This is a genomic window from Cyanobium sp. FACHB-13342 (assembly GCF_014697415.1).
In the GTDB taxonomy this organism is placed as follows: Bacteria; Cyanobacteriota; Cyanobacteriia; order PCC-6307; family Cyanobiaceae; genus Cyanobium_A.
The window spans coordinates 40052-56603 of the sequence record NZ_JACJRT010000016.1 but is presented as its reverse complement, the minus strand read 5'-3'; the positions used below and the strand labels follow the sequence as shown (position 1 = coordinate 56603).

Here is a 16552-nt window from a genome sequence, read left to right as displayed (position 1 = left end):
GATCCATCTCGAACTCGGTTGTGAAACGCTGCAGCGGCGACGATATTTGGGGGGTAGCCCCCTGAGAAAATAGCTCGATGCCAGGTAAAACATTCATTCCAAGCAAGTCAGATGTCTGCTGAGAGAGCAGGAGCTGATGCAAGAGAAGCCACCCGAGAGGGTGGCTTTTTTGTTGGGTTTGGCTAGTGTCGGTCGACATCCAAGGGTTGCTTTGCGGTGGCCAACTTGTCGCCCGCCAGCCGACGCTTGAAGCCCTTTTGGCGGGCGTACAAACTGTGGCTGCGTATTGATTGCGTCGACCTGAGTGCTGCCTTCGCCTATCACAGCTTGCAGTCCCTCTTCCCCATGGTGTTGATCGCCATGTCCTTGGCGTCCAAGCTGTTGGGTCGAGATGAAGGGCTGTATGAGCGATTGATTGATCTGGTGTCGGAGGTGTTGCCGGTCACGGTCATGCCCGCTTTTTCAGCCACCCTGTCGGCTTTTTTGCGGCAGGGTTTTGGGGCCGGTGTGTTGGGTGTGGTCGTGCTGGTGTTGACGGCCAGCAACGCCTATCTGACCCTGCAGCGCGGGGCGGATCGATTGTGGTGGAATCGCCCGTTTGGTTTCGAGGGGTTGTCGTGGCAGGCGCTGGTGGTGCGCTACCTCCAGCTGCGGCTCAAGGCCTTGGGACTGGTGTCGCTGTTTGCTCTGTTGATCGTTGTTGACCAGGCCTTCACCAACATGCGTTTGTTGGGATCGTCGGGGTTGCGCCAATGGACGATGGCCCTGTGGCCCTGGGCCGATCAATTCCAGCAGCCCGTGTCCTGGGGGCTCGATCTGGTGATTGCGTTGGTTTTGGCCACCGGGGCCTCCCTGTTGCTGTTGTGGGTGTTGCCTTCGCGGCGCATTCCCTGGAGGCCCCTGATTCCGGGCGCCTTGCTGATCGGCGTCTCCCTCACCTTCCTGAACCTCGTGCTTGGCAGGGTTTTGGTGACCCTTGGGGTCCGTTTTCAGGCTTACGGGCTGGTGGGAGGGGTTTTGGTGCTCAGTCTCTGGGTGTGGCTGGTGGGGGTGATCCTCTACTACGGCCAGTGCTTGTGTGTCGTTCTGGATCGACGTCCCCGCGTCAGGATGGGAACACCCTGAGGGCCTGCCCGGCCAGCTGTGATGCAGCGCTCCAACACCTGGATTTGGTTGCTGCTCGTTGCTGTGGTGCTGCTGGCTCCGGGACCGGCGGGTCGTTTTCTGCTGGATCTTGTCGGGGGCATCACCCTGGCCCTTCTGCTGCTGCCGTTGCTGCTGGGAGCAGCTGGTTTTGTGGCTTGGCAGGTGATTCAAAGGCGGCTGCGTACCTGCGAAACCTGTGGGTTCACCAGCATGGCGACCGACCAGTGCCCCGCCTGTGGCAGTTCCCTGGGCGGGGAGAGTTCTGCCCAGCCCGGCACCGATCAACTGGATGTCAGCAACGTCACCATCGACGTTCAGGTGGTGGATGGGGACCCCACGAGCTCTGATCCCTAGGAGACCGCGGGCCCCTCACGTTCGCGTGGTTGCCATCACGCACGCGCCAGCTCTTGCAGCCTGCGTTCCCTGAGATAGAGGAAGAGTGGTGCGCCACAGGCGAAGGCCACCGTCACGCAGCTCAGCAGAACCCAGGCCAAGCCCCGCATCTGCAGACGTCGACTTTCCTGCACCATCCAGATCACCACCGCCGTAGCTCCGATTGCCAGGTCGCGGGAGAGCGAGCTGGCGGCGGGATTGGCGTTGGCGAGCTGGACGAACAGGCCCAGGTCAAAGCGTCCGCCGGTGAGGCCAATGAACTCGAGATTGGCCATCCAGGGCAGCACGGCTCCGGCCACGGCCAGGGCCAGGTAGATCCATTGAAGTGTGGTGCCTGGAAGCAGCGTGGCTGGGGAGAACCCGCTGGGGCTTGGCGAGGTCTGGGGATCTTGGCTCATGGTTGGGGGCAGCGGGGTCGATGGACAGGGGGTAAGGCCTTGGGGATTTACGACTTCGGTTTTGAGGTCCCATCCTCCGACCCCGCATCCGCGATCACGTCGTCCTCCTGGTTTGCTTCGTCCCAGAGCAGGACCTCCTGTTCAACCGCGCTGAGCACCGTGTCGCAGCGTTCGAGGTAGGTGCGGGCCTGGCGATAGAGGTCCGTGAGCTGCTCCACATCCAGGTCATTTGCCTGCAGGGCGGCCAGGGTCAGTTGCAGCGCCGTGTGGGCCTCGTTGTAGGTCAGGTCGGCGGCGGGTTGGACCTTTTTGGGCATGGATCAGGCTTCGGCAGGGGCCGCTGCGGCGAGGGGATGAATCTCGCGCACCTTGAGGTCGGCCTGTCCATCGGCCAGCTGGGCAAGGACCGTCTGCCCCACCTCCAGCTGGGTGAGCGAGCGCAGGAGCGTCCCGTCGGGACGTCGCAGCAGGCTGTAGCCGCGGGCCAGTTGGTGATCCGGCGAGAGGGCATGCAGCAGCTGTCGCGCATGGGCCAGGGCCTGGCGCCGCGCGGCGATCAGCGCGCGGGGGTGCAGGGTGCGCAACTGCTCCTCGTAACGCCTGATCCGCCCCCGTTCGCCCTGCAAGTGCAACCGCACGACCTGCCGCAGATGGCCAGCCTGCTGGCGCAACTCCCGGCGGGCCAGGCCGCGATCGGGCAGCAGGGCCACCACCGCCGCCGTGGGGGTGGCGGCTCGGTAGTCGGCCACCAAGTCCGCGACGGTGGTGTCGTCCTCGTGGCCGATGCCACTCACCACCGGCAGGGGGCAGGCGGCCAGGCAGCGCGCCAAGGTCTCGTTGTCGAAGACGGCCAGATCCTCGCGGCTGCCGCCCCCCCGGGCGATCACCACCGCGTCGAGTTCCAGGGCTTCGGCCTGCTGCCCGATCTGGAGCAGCGCCTGGCAGATCTCGTCCTGAACCGGACCCTGGACCGGGATCGGCACCACCAGGATGGAGGTGGCAGGCCAGCGTTCCGCGGCGGTGCGCAGCATGTCCGCCAGGGCCGAACTGGGCCGGCTCGTGAGCAGGGCAATGCGGCGTGGGAAGGGGGGGAAGGCCCGTTTGCGGCTGGGGTCGAGCAGGCCTTCGCTCGCCAGCCGTGCGCTCACCTGTTCGAACTGGCGCAGCACGCTGCTGAGGCTGGGCCGGATGTCGAGTGCCTGGACACAGAGGGTGGCCCGACTGCTCCAGAAATTCAGTTTGCCCACCACCACGACGCCGTCGCCGTCTTCGGGACGAAAACTCAGCTTGGCCAGCTGGGAGGCCCACACCACCGCCGAAATGGAGGCCTGGTCGTCGACCAGGGTCATCCAGAGGTGCCCCTTCTTGAGTTGGGGACGGCTGACGGTGGCGTCCAGCAGGAACCGGGGGGCAAAGCCGCGCTCCAGCAGGCTGGCCACGGCCCCATTCAGTTCGGCCACGCTGTAGCGCGGAAACCCAGGCCCCTCGGCCGCTCCGTTCATGACGACAGCTGGCGGTAGCAGAGCCACCAGTACAGGCTCACCAGGCCCGCCAGCAGGGCCACGGCCTGACCGATGGGGTGGTCGATCCGGATCAGGCCGGCTCCGCAGATCACCAGGGCACTGCTGAGCAGCCTGGAGCCATCCCGGCGGTTGTTGACGAAGAAGCGGGCCAAGCGGGCAACACCGGAGCCCTGCAGTCTGGCCCAGCTGCGGGCCTGCTGATCCATGGTCTGGCCTTGACAGGGATCGGCACCTCCCCTAGGCAGGAAGGGTCTGCGATCCCAGCCATCCCCGGTCCTGCCCAGCCGTCCGGTCCGTCGCGGCGGAGTCGCCTACAGGCCCAGTTGTCGGCGCCGTTGCCCCAGCAGCCGGAGCTGGTGCTGGTCACCGACCTGGATGGCACCTTGCTGGGGGGTTCCCTGGCAGAGCGACGGCGTTTCTATGCCTGGCTGGAGCAGCAGCGCAGCCGGGTGCTGCATGTGTTTTGCACCGGCCGTGACTTGAATTCCGTGGCTCGCCTCCTGGTGCAGGACGAGCACCTGGGATTGCGGGCCCCCCACCTGGTGATCGGCGATGTGGGCTGCACCGTGGCCTGTGGCGCCAGCTTGCAGCCCCTGCCCCTGGCCGTGGATCCGATTGAGGCCCGCTGGCAGGGGAAGCCGGATCGGGTGCTCACGGTGATGGCGGGGGCGGCCGGCGTGTCGGCCCAGCCCATCAGCAGCCAGCGGCGACTCGCTTACTACTACGACCCCGATTCCTTCGACCACGGCCTGATCGACGAGCTGGAGGCCCATGGTGTCGATTGCCTGCTGTCCGACAACCGCTACCTCGATGTCCTTCCTGCTGGGGTGAACAAGGGCAGCACGCTGTTGGCCCTGCTCGAAACCCTGGAGATCGACCCAGCCCTCGTGGTCACCGCGGGGGACAGCCTCAACGACTTGGCCATGTTTGAGACGGGCCTGGCGGGGGTGATGGTGGGCAATGCCGAACCAGCCCTGCGGGCCAAAGCGCTGCACCTGCCCCGCACCTATGGGGCTCGGGCGCCTGGCTGTGCGGGTATCTGTGAAGGCCTGCACCACTTCGGCTTTGGCCATCTCCTGGCTCAGCTCTGATCCCGCTGCTGCAACCGGGCTTTGGTGAGGGCGGTGGCCTGGGCTTGGCGGGGATCCTCGGGCCAGGGATGGCGGGGATAGCGCCCCCGCAGCTCCTTGCGCACCTCGGGATAGCCCCGCTCCCAGAAGCCGGCCAGGTCCTGGGTGATGGCCGCCGGTCGCCCCGCTGGCGTGAGCAGATGCACCGTCACGGCCAATCGGCCGTCAAGCACCGTCGGGGTGGTGCGAGCGCCGAACAGTTCCTGCACTTTCACCGCTAGCACCGGCGGCCCCCCGCTGTAGTCGAGGCCCACCTGGCGGCCGGAGGGCACGGGCAGCGCCACGGGTAACAGCCGATCCAGCTCCGGCCGCAGAGCCCAGGGGCAATCGCCCCAGAGGGCTTCGCTCAAGGGCAGGCGCTGCAGGTCGTCGCGGCTGACCAGTCCGGCCAGGTGGGGGCCCAGCCAGCTGTCGAGTTCCTGCATCAGCCGGTTGGGGCTGCGGTCGGGCCAGGGATCTCCCAGCTGCTGGTGGGCGAGCGTGAGGCGCTGTTGCAACTGCCGGCTCGGGCGATCCCAGGGCAGCGCCTCCAGTCCCATGTCCCGCAAGCCGTCCAGAAGGGCGCTGCGGATCAGGTCGGGGTCGGCATCGTTCCAGGGGCGCCGCTCCAGCACCAGCGCCCCCAGACGCAGGCTGCGCTCGCAACGCACCCGCTGGGCCTCCCCATCCCAGCGGGCTTCCACCTGGCTGTGGCCCTGGCCCCCCGGCTGCTCGGCGAGCTCCCGCAGGTGTGCGGCATCGAGGGGTACCGCCAGCTGAATGCGGGCCTCCGGCCCCTGGCCGTCGAGCTGGGCCACGGCCAGGGCGGGGCAGGCGACCAGGGGGTCGTCGGGATGGAGCACCGCGCCGCGGCCGCTGCTCAGCAGAAACCGGCCGGGCCTGCCGGGGCGCGCCAGAGCCAGGCGTTCCGGGTAGGCGGCGGCCACCAGCTGGGCTGCGGCTTCGGCAGGAGAAGGGTGCGCCTGGGGGGGCTGCTGGTTGCGCTGGCTGACCTGGCGGCGCAGCTGGGCCTGGAGCTGTCGCAGTTGCCGTCGCCGGCTATCGGCGGGCTGGTCCTGGTTCAGCCAGTCGACCCGGCGCAGCAGATCGCTGCCTGCGTCCTGACGGTTCAGGGGATCCCGCTCGCTGAGCAGCACCGCCAGGGCGCAGGCCAGATCCAACGCCCCCATCGCCTGACCGAGCAGCAACAGCTGGGCCAGGCGCGGATGCACCCCAAGGGTCGACAACCGCTGGCCATGGGCCGTGAGGCGGCCCTGGGGATCCAGGGCGCCGAGCTGCTCGAGCCGTTGGCGGGCGTCCTGGAGCGGGGGCGCCGGGGGTGGGTCGAGCCAGGCCAGGCTGCTGCCAAGGGGGTCGCCCCACTGGGCCAGGTGCAGGGCTAGGGGTAGGGGATCCACCTCCAGCAGTTCGGGAGGGTCGAAGGCCGGACGCCGTTGCTGTTCGGCGGGGGACCACAGGCGCAGGCAGCGCCCCGGGCCGAGGCGCCCGGCGCGGCCGGCCCGTTGCTCGGCACTGGCCTGGCTGGCGGGAACGGTGACCAGGCCGTCCAGGCCACTGCCGGGATCGAAGCGGTTGCGGCGGCTGAGGCCGCTGTCGAGCACCAGGGTGACGCCGCCCAGGGTGAGCGAACTCTCGGCGATCGAGGTGGCCAGGACCACCTTGCCGGTGCCCTGGCCGGCGGGCTCGATGGCGCGGCTCTGGGCCTCGAGGGAGAGGTTGCCGTGCAGGGGCACGCAGGTGAGGCGATCAGTGCCCCAGCTGGTGGCGGTGATCGCCCGAGTGCAGGCCTGGATCTCCCGCAGCCCGGGCAGAAACACCAGCACGGTCTCGCCATCGCCGCGCTGGTCGAGCCAGTGCTGCTCGAGGGCGCGCACCACCTGCTGCTCCAACCGCTCGTGGGGACGCGGGGGCTGGTGGCTGATGGACACCGGGTGGCTGCGCCCTTCGCTGGTCAGCACGGTGGCTTCGGGAAGCTGCTGGGCCAGCGGAGCCAGGTTGAGGGTGGCCGACATCACCACCAGCCGCAGGTCGGGATTCAGCAGCTCCCGGGCCTGGCGCACCAGGGCCAGGGCCAGGTCGGTGTCGGCACCCCGTTCGTGAAACTCGTCGAAGATCAGGCAGTCGACCCCCTCCAGCGCCGGATCGGCCTGCAGGCGCCGCAGGAACAGGCCGTCGGTGAGCACCTCAATCCTGGTGGCCGCCGAGGTGCAGGACTCCAGCCGCACGCTGTACCCAACCCGCTGCCCCACGGCTTGGCCCAGCTCGCTGGCCAGGCGCTGGGCAGCCGCCTTGGCGGCCAGACGACGGGGCTCCAGCATCCAGATCCTGGGCGCCGCGGGGCCGCCGTCTCCCAGGGCGTTCAGCAGGGCGAGGGGGACGCGGGTGGTTTTGCCGGCGCCCGGCGGTGCCTGCAGCAACACCGTCGCTCCAGGGCCGCAGGCCTGGCCCAGCGGCCCGAGCAGGCCATCGATCGGCAGGGGCGTCGGCGTGGGACCTCAGCGCACGTGGCGAACGCCATCCACTGGGTGGTACGCCTCACCGGTGAGTTCCTCGTAGACGATCGCCGGCAGGCCGGTCTCGAACATCGTCTGGAGAGCTTCTTTCAGGTAAGGGTTCCAGCCACCGGTGCTGACCTTGCCATGACGGACGGTCCAGTCCCAGGTGCCCTGCAGGTCCCGCGGGATGCGGCCTTCGCGATCCCGCCGGGCCACCAGATCCTGGGATTCCACCAGACCCACCAGGATCGGATCCTTGCCGTAGGCCGGGGTGATGCTCAGCTCGAGCCGGATCGGATCCTCCTTGATCAGCTTGAGGCGAAAACGGGGCGGCAGTTTGAGGTTGCGCAGCACTGCAGCCACGATTCGGGTCCGTTGATCCACCGTCTGTCTCCGCTGAAAAGCACGTGCTCAACGGTGAGCCTATTCAGCTGGCGTCACCGGGGACAGCCGGCTGTTCGTTGTCACCGCTGAACCGCACGGTGAGCAGGTCTTCCTGGGTGAGCTGGCCATCGGCATCCAGCAGCTCGGGGTGGATGGTGAGTCGGCCGGTGCGGTCGCTGTTGGACTGCACCTGGGGCTGACTCGCGAGGCCTGATCCGGCGGCCCCTTGGTCGCCCGGTCGGGGAATGGCATTGAAGCCCCGGCCCATCACCTTGAAGGCTTGCCAGAGCAGAGCCAGGAAGCAGGCTCCGTAGAGCAGGGGAAAGAGCTGGGAGAGCAAGGCGTTCATGGCCGGGGGGCTGGCCGCAGATCAGGAGAGTCGAGCCGCAACCCCATCATTGCCTGATCCGGGGGGAGACGGAAGCGCCGGTCCCATTGGCACCGCTGTTGGCCAGCATCCAGGCCCACAGGGTGGTGCAGGCTGCGCCGAAGGCAAGAAACGCAAGGAGCAGCCGACCGGTGTCCATGAATTGTTGGGATTCTTCATGCACCCTAGGCCCTGTTTGGGCGAGGCGTGGTTGCCGAGCTGGGCGGCTATGGGGCGGTCCCAGGGGTGGTCAACCGGCCTGGGCAGGGGCGACCAGGCTGCGTACGGTTTTTGATAGTTGTGCTCCATGACGATGGCTGGATCGCGCACCCGGTCTTGGGTTTGCTCTGGTGTGCTGGCTGCGGGCCTGCTGCTGCCATCGGGCGCGTGGCTCGGACCAGCCGCTCTCGGCTTTGGAGCGGGCGCCGCCCGGGCCCAGGGGCTGGCCGGCGCGGGCCTGGCCCGGCAGTCGTTCGTGGCCGCTGCCGTGCGCCGGGCCGGCCCGGCGGTGGTGACCATCGACACCGAGCGCACCGTGGTGGTGCCGGGCGGGGGGGGCGGCGGCCTGCCGCGGGGGCTGCTCAACGACCCCTTCTTCCGTCAATTCTTCGGCATGCCCCAGCTGCAGCAGCAGCCTTCGCAACGCAAGGAGCGCGGCCAGGGCAGTGGTTTCCTCGTTCAAGCCGATGGGTTGATCCTCACCAACGCCCACGTGGTGGAGAAGAGCGACCGGGTGACCGTGGGGCTCCAGGACGGACGGCGGGTGGAGGGCACGGTGGTGGGACTGGATCCCCTCACCGATCTGGCGGTGGTGAAGCTGGCGGGGGCCGGCCCTTGGCCCGTGGCGCCCCTTGGCAACTCCGACGCCCTCCAGGTGGGGGAGTGGGCCATTGCGGTGGGCAACCCCTTCGGCCTCGACAACACCGTGACGATGGGCATCATCAGCAGCCTCAACCGCAACGCCAGCAAGCTCGGGATCACGGACAAGCGGCTGGATCTGATTCAGACGGATGCGGCGATCAACCCTGGCAACTCCGGCGGCCCCCTGCTCAATGCCGAGGGCGAGGTGATCGGCATCAACACCCTGGTGCGCACGGGGCCGGGGGCAGGCCTGGGCTTTGCAATCCCGATCAACCGGGCCCGGGAGATCGCCCGCCAGCTGATTGCCACCGGCAAGGTGAGCCACCCCATGATCGGCGTGGGTCTCGCCGGTGTGAAGCCCGGAGATGGCTCAGGCCTGAGCCAGGGAGTTCGGCTGATGTCGGTGCAGCCCGGCGGCCCGGCGGCCCGGGCTGGTCTCCAGCAGGGCGACGTTATTGTGGCCGCGGCGGGTCAGCCCATCGCCAGCCCCGCCCAACTGGTGGCAGCGGTCGAGCGGACGGGGGTGGGGGGAAGCCTGCCGCTCACCCTGAACCGGGCTGGCCAACTGCTGCAGGTGACTGTGGTGCCAGCCCAGTTGGTCCCGCGCTAGGCCTCCTGGCCCCACTGCTGGGCCAGGGTGGTGGAGATCTGGGGTGGTGCACCGAGTTGCTGGCGCATCACCCATTGGGTGGCGGCCTTCTGGCTGTGCCAGGCCTGCAGCAGTTGCTTGGCGATCCCCTGGAGGGTCTGCAGGTCAGCGGTGGCCTCGATGGCACGGCTCATCCGTTCCAGCTCAAATTGCTGGCCGAGGCTGAGGGCGAGTGGTTCCGACATGGGGCACCGCATGGCTCTGTGGATGACCTAACGCTACAAAGTGTTTCATTTGCGTGCGTAGCGGTTGCAACAGGGCGGGGCCTTCTGTGTCGAATCGCTGTTTTGCGAGCCAGTCGCCCGGGGGGCGGGGTTGATTCAGGGCTGCTCGCGCAGTTGCTCCACGCAACGGGTTACGCAGGCCCCGTCGTCGAGGGAACAGGTGGTGATGCACTCGAAGTACACCTCCAAGGCGTCACCGGACTGGGTCTGGTCCATCTGAAGCCCTTGGCCCATGGGTTCGAAACCCGCGGCTTCAAAACCCATGGCCCCATGGCCGAAGTTGCCCGTGCCCATGTGCGCAAAACCCATGATCTCCTGCTGCAGCGACGTCTTGTCAGCCTATGCACACCAAACCGGACACACCAGGGAAATGAGTCTTCCTGCCTAAGCAACGGTGAAGTTGTATGTAGGGGCGGGTTCAGCCCGCCTTGGCCTGGGCCTTGCGGGAGCTCTGCTTGGCCTTGTTGGCCGCCCGCTTGGCCGCTTTGAGTGCCGCCTCCTGGGCCGCCCGTGCCAGCTCAGCTTCCTCCTCCTTCTTGCTGAGGTAGTAGGCGTAATCGCCCCGGTAGAGCACCAGCTGGCCATCGCGGATCTCCACGATCCGATTGGCTACCCGGGAGATGAAATAGCGGTCGTGGCTCACCACCAGGGCCGCACCCTCGTAGTCGATCAGGGCGTCTTCCAGCATCTGCTTGGCTGGAATGTCGAGGTGGTTGGTGGGCTCATCCAGCACCAGCAGGTTGCAGGGCGAGAGCAGCATTAAGGCGAGGGCCAGCCGTGCTTTCTCGCCACCGGAGAGTTTGCCGGCCTCCTTGAACACGCTCTCGTTGGAGAAGCAGAAGCTGCCTAGCAGGGAGCGCACCTGGGTCTGGGTCCAGTCGGGCACCGCCTCAAAGATCGTGTCGATCACGGTTTTGGAGAGGTCGAGGGCTTCGGCCTGGTTCTGCTCGAAGTAGCCCGCCACCACGTTGTGCTCCCCGAGCTGGGCCAGGCCCTCCGCGGGCTGCTCCATGCCCATGATCAGGCGCAGCAGGGTGGATTTGCCCGCCCCATTGGGCCCGACAAAGGCAATGCGGTCGCCCCGTTCCACCTCCAGGTCGGCTCCCAGAAACAGGATCTGGTCGCCGTAGCTGTGGCTGAGATCCCGGATCTCAGCCACCAGGCGCCCGGAGCGGGGGGCATCCGGGAAGCGAAACCGAGGACCGCTGACTCCCTCGATCGGGGCTTCCACCCGTTCGATTTTCTCGAGCAGCTTTTCGCGGCTCTTGGCCTGGGTGGAGCGGGTGGCGCTGGCCCGGAACCGGTCGATGTAGGCCTGCTGGGCGCCGAGCTCCTTCTGCTGGCGTTCGAAGGCGGCCTGGGTTGCTTCCCGCTCCAAGGCCTTCTGTTCGAGGTGCTGGCTGTAGTTGCCCAGGTAGGTGCGAGACACCCCCCGTTCGGTTTCCACGATCTGGTTGCAGACCCGATCGAGAAAGGTGCGGTCGTGGCTGATCACCACCAGGGCTGCGGTCTGCTCGACCAGGTAGCCCTCCAGCCACTGGATCGTCTCCACGTCCAGGTGGTTGGTGGGCTCGTCGAGCAGCAGGAGATCCGGCTCCTGCAGCAGGATCTTGCCCAGGGCGATGCGCATCTGCCAGCCGCCGGAATAATCCCCCACCAGTTGCTCGGCTCCTTCCGGGGTGAAGCCGATGGTGGGCAGCAGCTTGTCGATGCGGGCGTCGAGCTCGTAGCCATGCAGGGCTTCGAAACGGCTGTGCAGCCGTCCGAGCTCGTGGATCAGGGCGTCGAGATGGTCGGGATCGTTGGCGGCCTTCTCCTCGGCCATGGCGTGTTCCACCTGGTGCTGGCGGATCAGCACCTCGGCCGCTTCCCCGAAGGCCTGGAACAGCTCTTCCCGCACGGTGCGGGCCGGATCCACGTCGAATTCCTGCTGCAGATAGGCGATCCGGGGTTCGCCCTGTTTCACCACCAGGCCACTGCTGGGTTCTTCCAGCCCGGCGATGATCTTCATCTGGGTGGATTTGCCGGCGCCGTTGACGCCCACCAGGCCAATCCGGTCGCCGGCCTTGACCTCCCAAGTGACGTCGCGCAGGACCTCACCGGTGGGATAGATCTTGCCGATGCGTTCAAGGCGGAGCACGGAGTCAGGGCTGGCGAGGGGGTGGTGCGGAGCCGCTCCAGCAGCTCGGAACCATCATCCCTGCTGAGGGGGTGGCCCGTTGGGCCCCCGGCCCGTGCAGACTCGTCTTTACGTGGCCCGTTGCCGGAGATGATCAAACGCCTTGAGCAGGTGGCAGCCCTGGTGGTTGCAGCTGGCCTGGCGATCGTCAGTTATTGGCTGTTCTTCAGTTGGGCCGGCGGCGGCCAGGATCAGCGCCCGCAAAGGCTGCGCAGCTCAGAGTCCGCCGCGGGCTTTGATCAGCCACTGCTTGCTCTCGCTGTCTTCGAGGCTCACCACGTAGCTCCGCACTTCCTGGGGAGTGACCGGCAGGTTGAACTCCTGGCCCAGCTCCACGATCCGGCGCACCGCACCCTGGGGGTCCTGCAGGGCCTGGCGGAAGAGGGCCTGGGTCAGGGCATGGTCGCGGCTAATCCGTCCGTAGAGCTCGGCGGCATGGCTGGCGTGGAGCGGACGTCCGGCGCCGACGTTGCTGGCGGTCATTGCAGACAGCTGAGTGGGCTGAGCGTAGGTCCTTTCAATCCCCCTGAATCCTGACGGCAAAACCTGGTTGCTAAGCCGTGCTGGCGGGGTGGAGTCGGATCAGGCGGCGCGACGGTTGTCGTTGGTTTCCAGGGTGCCGCAGGCGGAGGCATCTTCCATGCTGCGGGCATCCAGGCAGAGCACCTTGCGCAGCTCGGCGTAATTGGCGGCGAGGGCCTGGCGGCCCTCTTGCTGGGCGCCGTATTCAGCCCGCTGCAGCACGTGGTGCAGGTGGGTGAGCAGGTAGGTGCTGATCACAGCCGACACCAGAACGTCACTGCGTTCGGCGGTGCGGCGCTTGCGGCTGGCTGGCTTGGAGGGGGTGGAGGAACGGGGCACGGGGTGCACCTCCGATGGGATGGGTGCCCTCAGCATAGTCATGGATACTACCCTTGCGCATCTCAGTACACTCTGAGGTATCCGGTAGTCCTCTACCTCCTGATCAATCTCCCCTCCTGATCGATCCGTGGCGACCCGGCAGACCTCTTCCAGCGGCAAGGCCAAGTCCCCCCGCATTCAGGTGGTGATGCCCGAGGAGCTCTGTCAGCGCCTGGCGGATCTGGCGGAGGCCGAGTCGCGCACCGTCAGCAACATGGCCAAGGTGCTGATCCAGCAGGGTGTCGAACGCCTGGAGCGGGCCCAGTTGGGCGGGGCAGGGGTCGCCCTGTTTCGCCAGGGGCTGGAGCAGAGCCAGGCTCAAAAGCCCCAGCGCCTGCGTGGCGCTCCGCGCCGGCTCCGTCTGCACCGGCCGGTCTAGCGGTTGAAGGTCAGCGTGGGTTGCTGGCGTGTTGGGGTTTGGCCAGTAGGCCCAGCACCGCGGCCTTGCGGGCCCCGGTGACGGAGGGCAGGCTGCCGCGATGGCTCCGGACATGCCACCAGGCCAGCAGGGCAAAGGCCAGGGCCTCGCGCTCCGCATCGCCGATGCCCAGCTCCGCCAGCGGGCGCACGATCAGGCCGCGGCAGCGGAGTCGCAGCTGCTCTAGCAGCAGGGCGTTGCGGCAGCCGCCCCCCGCCACCAGCAACTCCACCGGTTGGGGGCCATGACCGAGCTCTTGAGCCACCACCGCGGCGCTGAATCCCGTCAAGGTGGCCAGGGCATCGGCCGGGTCCCGTGGGCCCAGTTCCCCCAGCCGCCGTTCGAGGTCGGCCTGGCCGAACAGTTCGCGGCCCGTGGATTTCGGGGGCGGGGTTTGGAAGTAGGGCTCGCGGAGCCAGCGTTGGATCAGGGCCTCATCCTCGCGGCCCTGCCGGGCCCAGGCTCCCCCGGCGTCGTAGGCCAGGCGGCCCTCGCTGAAGTGGCGGGTGGCCAGATCCAGCAGCGTATTGGCCGGCCCGCAGTCCCAGCCCCGAACCGGTTCGTGCCGTTCGGGACCGGTGGCCGGGGGAATCAGGGTGAGATTGGCGATGCCGCCGAGGTTCAACACGGCCCGCCAGCCGCCGCAGCGGCCCAGTAGGGCCTGGTCTGCCGGGGGCACCAGCGGCGCTCCCTGGCCTCCCAGGGCCAGGTCGGCACTGCGGAAATCAAACACCACCGGCCTGCCGAGCAGTTCGGCCAGCAGGGGACCTTGCAGCAGTTGCCAGCTGGCGCCCCGCCGGCCGGGCTGGGGTGGGCGATGCCAGAGGGTCTGGCCGTGGCAGCCCACCAACTGGGCCCTGGCCGTTGGATCCAGGGCCCGTGCCGCCACGGCTTGCTGCTCGGTCACCGCTTCGGCCAGCTCCAGCAGCTCGGCCGCCGGCAGGGGCGTGCCCTGGCCGACCTGGATCAGTCGGCGTTGCAACGGGGCGGGATAGGGGCTGAAGTGGTGGCCCTCGAGCCTCCAGCGCGGGCGCTGGGGCTGGCCCGAGAAGTGGGCCAGCACGGCATCAACGCCATCGGCGCTGGTGCCGCTCATCAACCCCAACACCCGCATCAGAGCCGGCTCACTTGTTGGGCTGGGGGGTCATGCGCAGGTAGGGCTTGATCTCCGTGACGCCCTTGGGGAACTTGGCCCGGGCATCCTCGGTGGAGATCGAGGGCACCACCACGCAGTCCTCGCCATCGGTCCAGTTCACCGGAGTGGCCACAGAGTGGTGGTCGGTGAGCTGCAGGGAGTCGATCACCCGCAGGATTTCGTGGAAATTCCGGCCGGTGCTGGCGGGATAGGTGATCTGCAGGCGAAGTTTCTTGTTGGGGTCGATGATGAACACCGAGCGCACCGTGAGGTTGTTGAGCGAATTGGGGTGGATCATCCCGTAGAGATCGGCCACCTTCTTGTCGGCATCCGCCAGGATCGGATAGTCAACGGATGTGTTCTGGGTCTCGTTGATGTCGCAGATCCAGCCGTTGTGGCTCTCGGCGGAATCGACGCTCAGGGCGATGGTCTTCACATTGCGCTTCTCCCATTCGGGGCGCAGCCGGGATACCTCGCCCAGCTCGGTGGTGCACACCGGGGTGTAGTCGGCGGGGTGGGAGAACAACACGACCCAGCTGTCACCGGCGAAGTCGTAGAGGTTGATCGGACCCAGCTGGGAGTCCTGGGTGAAGTCGGGGACGGTGTCGCCGAGTTGGAGGGTCATGGCCGCTGCGGGGCAGGGTGGAACGAAGCGCTGATCGTGCCACAAGTCAGTGCCCGGATGCGGTGTTCGTGATCCCTCCCCCATCGGCAGGCCAGTGGCGCAGCTCCTGGCGCAGGTGCTGCAGACCCAGGTCGGCGGTGGCGGAGATGAACAGGGCCGCCGGTTCCAGCACCCGGGCCCGCTCCACCTCGCCGGCGGGGCAGCGGTCGATCTGGTTGGCGACCAACCGTCGGGGCGCCGTGGCGCCCAGGGAGTCCAGGATGGTGTTGACGGTGCGCCACTGCTCCGGCCAGGCCGGATCGGCCAGGTCGACCACGATCAGCAGTCCATCGGCCTCCAGGGTTTCCTCCAGGGTGGAGCGGAAAGCCTCGAGCAGGGGCGGGGGCAGGTTGCGGATGAAGCCCACGGTGTCGGTGAGCAACACCGGCTCGGGCAGCTCGAGCCGCCGAGTGGTGGGATCGAGGGTGGCGAAGAGCTTGTTTTCCGCCAGCACCGCATCCCGTTCACTGGCCCGGGTGAGGGCATTGAGCAGGGAGCTCTTGCCGGCGTTCGTGTACCCCACCAGCGCCAGGCGCCGCAGGCCCTGGCGGCCCTGGCGCAGCCGGGCCCGGTGCTCGCCCAGCTGGCCCACCTCCCGTTGCAGGCGCTCGATTCGGCGGGCGATGGCGCGGCGGTCTTTCTCCAGCTGGGTTTCCCCCGGGCCCCTGGTGCCGATGCCGCCCCCTTGCCGCGACAGGCTGCGCCCCCGGCCCGTGAGCCTGGGCAGCCGATAGCGCAGCTGGGCCAGTTCCACCTGCAGCCGCCCAGCTGCGCTGGCGGCCCGCTGGGCAAAGATGTCGAGAATCAGTTCGCTGCGGTCGCTCACCGGTAGATCCAGCAGCCGCTCCAGGTTGCGGGCCTGCACCGGCGTCAGCTCCCGGTCGGTGACCACCAGGGTGGCCCTCAGGCGCCGGGCTTCCAGGGCCGCTTCGAGCACCTTGCCCTCACCCCAGAGGGTCTGGGGTGCCACCTGGCTGCGCCGCTGTTCCACCACCCCCACCGGCACCCCGCCGGCGCTGCTCACCAGGCCCTCCAGTTCGGCGATCAGGCGCTGGGCGGCGCCCCGATCGCCTGGGGTGAGGGCTAGCAGCAGCACCCGTTCCTGGCCGCCGGGGTCGGCGGTGCTGGTGGATGGTTCAGATGGGGATGCCGGGGCGATGGACAGGGGATCCTGGCTGCAGAGCTGGGCCAGATCCGCGCTGGCTTCGACCTGCCAGGGCTCCGGGGCGTCGGGTTGGGCCACCAGCAGTTCGGCGGGCCAGTGCCCTCCAGCCTTGGCCTGGTCGCCGAAGCGCAGCCACAGCCGGGGGGCCAGATCCAGCCCCACGATTCCCTCCTGGCGGTCGGGCTGGAGGTGCTTGGAGCGGCCGCAGCAGGTGAGCAGGCGCAGGTCGGTGCCCTGGCGCCGCTCCGTGCCGGGCAACCGCTCCAGCAGGCGGCCCGATTGCTCCAGGGGCCCCACCCACAGCAGCCGGCAGAGGCCGCGGCTGTCCACCACCAGGGTGAGGGGGAGTTCCAGCTCGCGGCTTTCGCTGGCGAGGCGCTGCAGGCAGAGCAGTTCGGCCACCTGGTCGTCGGGATGGCGTCGATGGCAGAGCCGCTCCAGCCGCCGCTTCTGGGCGGGGCGCAAACCGGCCGTGCGCCCCGCCAGTACGCCCTGCTTCACCACGGCTGACCCGGGGCTAC

General features: G+C 68.1%; 21 protein-coding genes. 5 read left to right on the top strand and 16 right to left on the bottom strand.

Annotated features, from left to right (window positions below):
- Nucleotides 1-199, bottom strand: a 199-nt coding sequence (locus H6G16_RS12910; protein ID WP_206754518.1) for a hypothetical protein, incomplete at its 3' end; no start/stop codon positions are given.
- A 17-nt stretch (nucleotides 200-216) separates the two neighbouring features.
- On the opposite strand from H6G16_RS12910, the gene H6G16_RS12645 reads away from it, so the two are divergent.
- Nucleotides 217-1125, top strand: a complete 909-nt coding sequence (locus tag H6G16_RS12645) for a YhjD/YihY/BrkB family envelope integrity protein (protein WP_190390691.1) — start codon at nucleotides 217-219, stop codon at nucleotides 1123-1125.
- A gap of 21 nt (nucleotides 1126-1146) precedes the next feature.
- Complete coding sequence (locus tag H6G16_RS12640; RefSeq protein WP_190390690.1) at nucleotides 1147-1500, top strand: hypothetical protein; 354 nt, start codon at nucleotides 1147-1149, stop codon at nucleotides 1498-1500.
- A gap of 35 nt (nucleotides 1501-1535) precedes the next feature.
- Here H6G16_RS12640 and H6G16_RS12635 read toward each other — a convergent pair whose 3' ends face one another.
- The 4 genes from H6G16_RS12635 to H6G16_RS12620 are packed head-to-tail and all read right to left on the bottom strand — an operon-like array spanning nucleotide 1536 to nucleotide 3666.
- Nucleotides 1536-1937, bottom strand: coding sequence for a DUF2834 domain-containing protein (locus tag H6G16_RS12635; RefSeq protein ID WP_190390689.1), 402 nt, complete (start codon nucleotides 1935-1937; stop codon nucleotides 1536-1538).
- A gap of 47 nt (nucleotides 1938-1984) precedes the next feature.
- Nucleotides 1985-2254 carry an exodeoxyribonuclease VII small subunit gene (locus tag H6G16_RS12630; RefSeq protein WP_190390688.1) on the bottom strand — a complete coding sequence of 90 codons (270 nt, stop codon included), beginning with the start codon at nucleotides 2252-2254 and terminating at the stop codon, nucleotides 1985-1987.
- A 3-nt stretch (nucleotides 2255-2257) separates the two neighbouring features.
- Nucleotides 2258-3439: an exodeoxyribonuclease VII large subunit gene (gene xseA, locus H6G16_RS12625; protein WP_190390687.1), complete on the bottom strand. Its 1182-nt coding sequence runs from the start codon at nucleotides 3437-3439 to the stop codon at nucleotides 2258-2260.
- Entirely contained in the window at nucleotides 3436-3666 is a 231-nt protein-coding gene (locus tag H6G16_RS12620; protein ID WP_190390686.1) for a hypothetical protein, read from the bottom strand. The genes xseA and H6G16_RS12620 overlap by 4 nt, the downstream gene beginning before the upstream one ends.
- Before the next feature lie 117 nt (nucleotides 3667-3783).
- Between H6G16_RS12620 and H6G16_RS12615 the strand changes: the two genes are divergently transcribed.
- Nucleotides 3784-4551, top strand: coding sequence for an HAD family hydrolase (locus H6G16_RS12615; RefSeq protein ID WP_190390685.1), 768 nt, complete (start codon nucleotides 3784-3786; stop codon nucleotides 4549-4551).
- Here the strand turns inward: H6G16_RS12615 and hrpB are convergent.
- From hrpB to H6G16_RS12600, 3 genes are read right to left on the bottom strand one after another with little or no spacing between them, the layout of a single operon-like run.
- A complete protein-coding gene (gene hrpB / locus H6G16_RS12610) occupies nucleotides 4542-7061 on the bottom strand; it encodes an ATP-dependent helicase HrpB (protein ID WP_347238885.1) in 2520 nt (839 codons plus the stop codon). The genes H6G16_RS12615 and hrpB overlap by 10 nt on opposite strands.
- A 24-nt stretch (nucleotides 7062-7085) precedes the next feature.
- Complete coding sequence (locus H6G16_RS12605; RefSeq protein WP_094561644.1) at nucleotides 7086-7469, bottom strand: hypothetical protein; 384 nt, start codon at nucleotides 7467-7469, stop codon at nucleotides 7086-7088.
- Nucleotides 7470-7512: 43 nt separating this feature from the next.
- Entirely contained in the window at nucleotides 7513-7818 is a 306-nt protein-coding gene (locus H6G16_RS12600) for a DUF2973 domain-containing protein (protein ID WP_190390684.1), read from the bottom strand.
- 370 nt (nucleotides 7819-8188) lie between these two features.
- On the opposite strand from H6G16_RS12600, the gene H6G16_RS12595 reads away from it, so the two are divergent.
- Nucleotides 8189-9307 (top strand): trypsin-like peptidase domain-containing protein, encoded by a 1119-nt coding sequence (locus H6G16_RS12595; RefSeq protein ID WP_347238884.1) that lies wholly within the window; start codon nucleotides 8189-8191, stop codon nucleotides 9305-9307.
- Here the strand turns inward: H6G16_RS12595 and H6G16_RS12590 are convergent.
- The 5 genes from H6G16_RS12590 to H6G16_RS12570 all read right to left on the bottom strand — a co-directional run bounded on the left by H6G16_RS12590 (nucleotide 9304) and on the right by H6G16_RS12570 (nucleotide 12646).
- A complete protein-coding gene (locus H6G16_RS12590) occupies nucleotides 9304-9531 on the bottom strand; it encodes a hypothetical protein (protein ID WP_190390682.1) in 228 nt (75 codons plus the stop codon). The two genes, H6G16_RS12595 and H6G16_RS12590, sit on opposite strands and share 4 nt — an antisense overlap.
- A 135-nt stretch (nucleotides 9532-9666) precedes the next feature.
- Nucleotides 9667-9879, bottom strand: a complete 213-nt coding sequence (locus H6G16_RS12585) for a hypothetical protein (RefSeq protein ID WP_190390696.1) — start codon at nucleotides 9877-9879, stop codon at nucleotides 9667-9669.
- 109 nt (nucleotides 9880-9988) lie between these two features.
- Entirely contained in the window at nucleotides 9989-11710 is a 1722-nt protein-coding gene (locus H6G16_RS12580) for an ATP-binding cassette domain-containing protein (RefSeq protein ID WP_190390681.1), read from the bottom strand.
- Nucleotides 11711-11965: 255 nt separating this feature from the next.
- Nucleotides 11966-12232: a hypothetical protein gene (locus tag H6G16_RS12905; protein ID WP_199289406.1), complete on the bottom strand. Its 267-nt coding sequence runs from the start codon at nucleotides 12230-12232 to the stop codon at nucleotides 11966-11968.
- Between the two features lie 99 nt (nucleotides 12233-12331).
- Nucleotides 12332-12646, bottom strand: a complete 315-nt coding sequence (locus H6G16_RS12570) for a hypothetical protein (RefSeq protein WP_190390694.1) — start codon at nucleotides 12644-12646, stop codon at nucleotides 12332-12334.
- 91 nt (nucleotides 12647-12737) lie between these two features.
- Between H6G16_RS12570 and H6G16_RS12565 the strand changes: the two genes are divergently transcribed.
- Nucleotides 12738-13028, top strand: coding sequence for a hypothetical protein (locus H6G16_RS12565; protein ID WP_190390680.1), 291 nt, complete (start codon nucleotides 12738-12740; stop codon nucleotides 13026-13028).
- Between the two features lie 10 nt (nucleotides 13029-13038).
- Here H6G16_RS12565 and H6G16_RS12560 read toward each other — a convergent pair whose 3' ends face one another.
- Genes H6G16_RS12560 through hflX form a run of 3 tightly spaced genes read right to left on the bottom strand, consistent with a single transcriptional unit; the run spans nucleotide 13039 to nucleotide 16532 of the window.
- Entirely contained in the window at nucleotides 13039-14181 is a 1143-nt protein-coding gene (locus H6G16_RS12560) for an anhydro-N-acetylmuramic acid kinase (protein WP_190390679.1), read from the bottom strand.
- A gap of 10 nt (nucleotides 14182-14191) precedes the next feature.
- A complete protein-coding gene (locus H6G16_RS12555) occupies nucleotides 14192-14827 on the bottom strand; it encodes a peroxiredoxin (RefSeq protein ID WP_190390678.1) in 636 nt (211 codons plus the stop codon).
- Between the two features lie 46 nt (nucleotides 14828-14873).
- A complete protein-coding gene (gene hflX, locus H6G16_RS12550; RefSeq protein WP_190390677.1) occupies nucleotides 14874-16532 on the bottom strand; it encodes a GTPase HflX in 1659 nt (552 codons plus the stop codon).
- Between the last annotated feature and the right edge of the window lie 20 nt (nucleotides 16533-16552).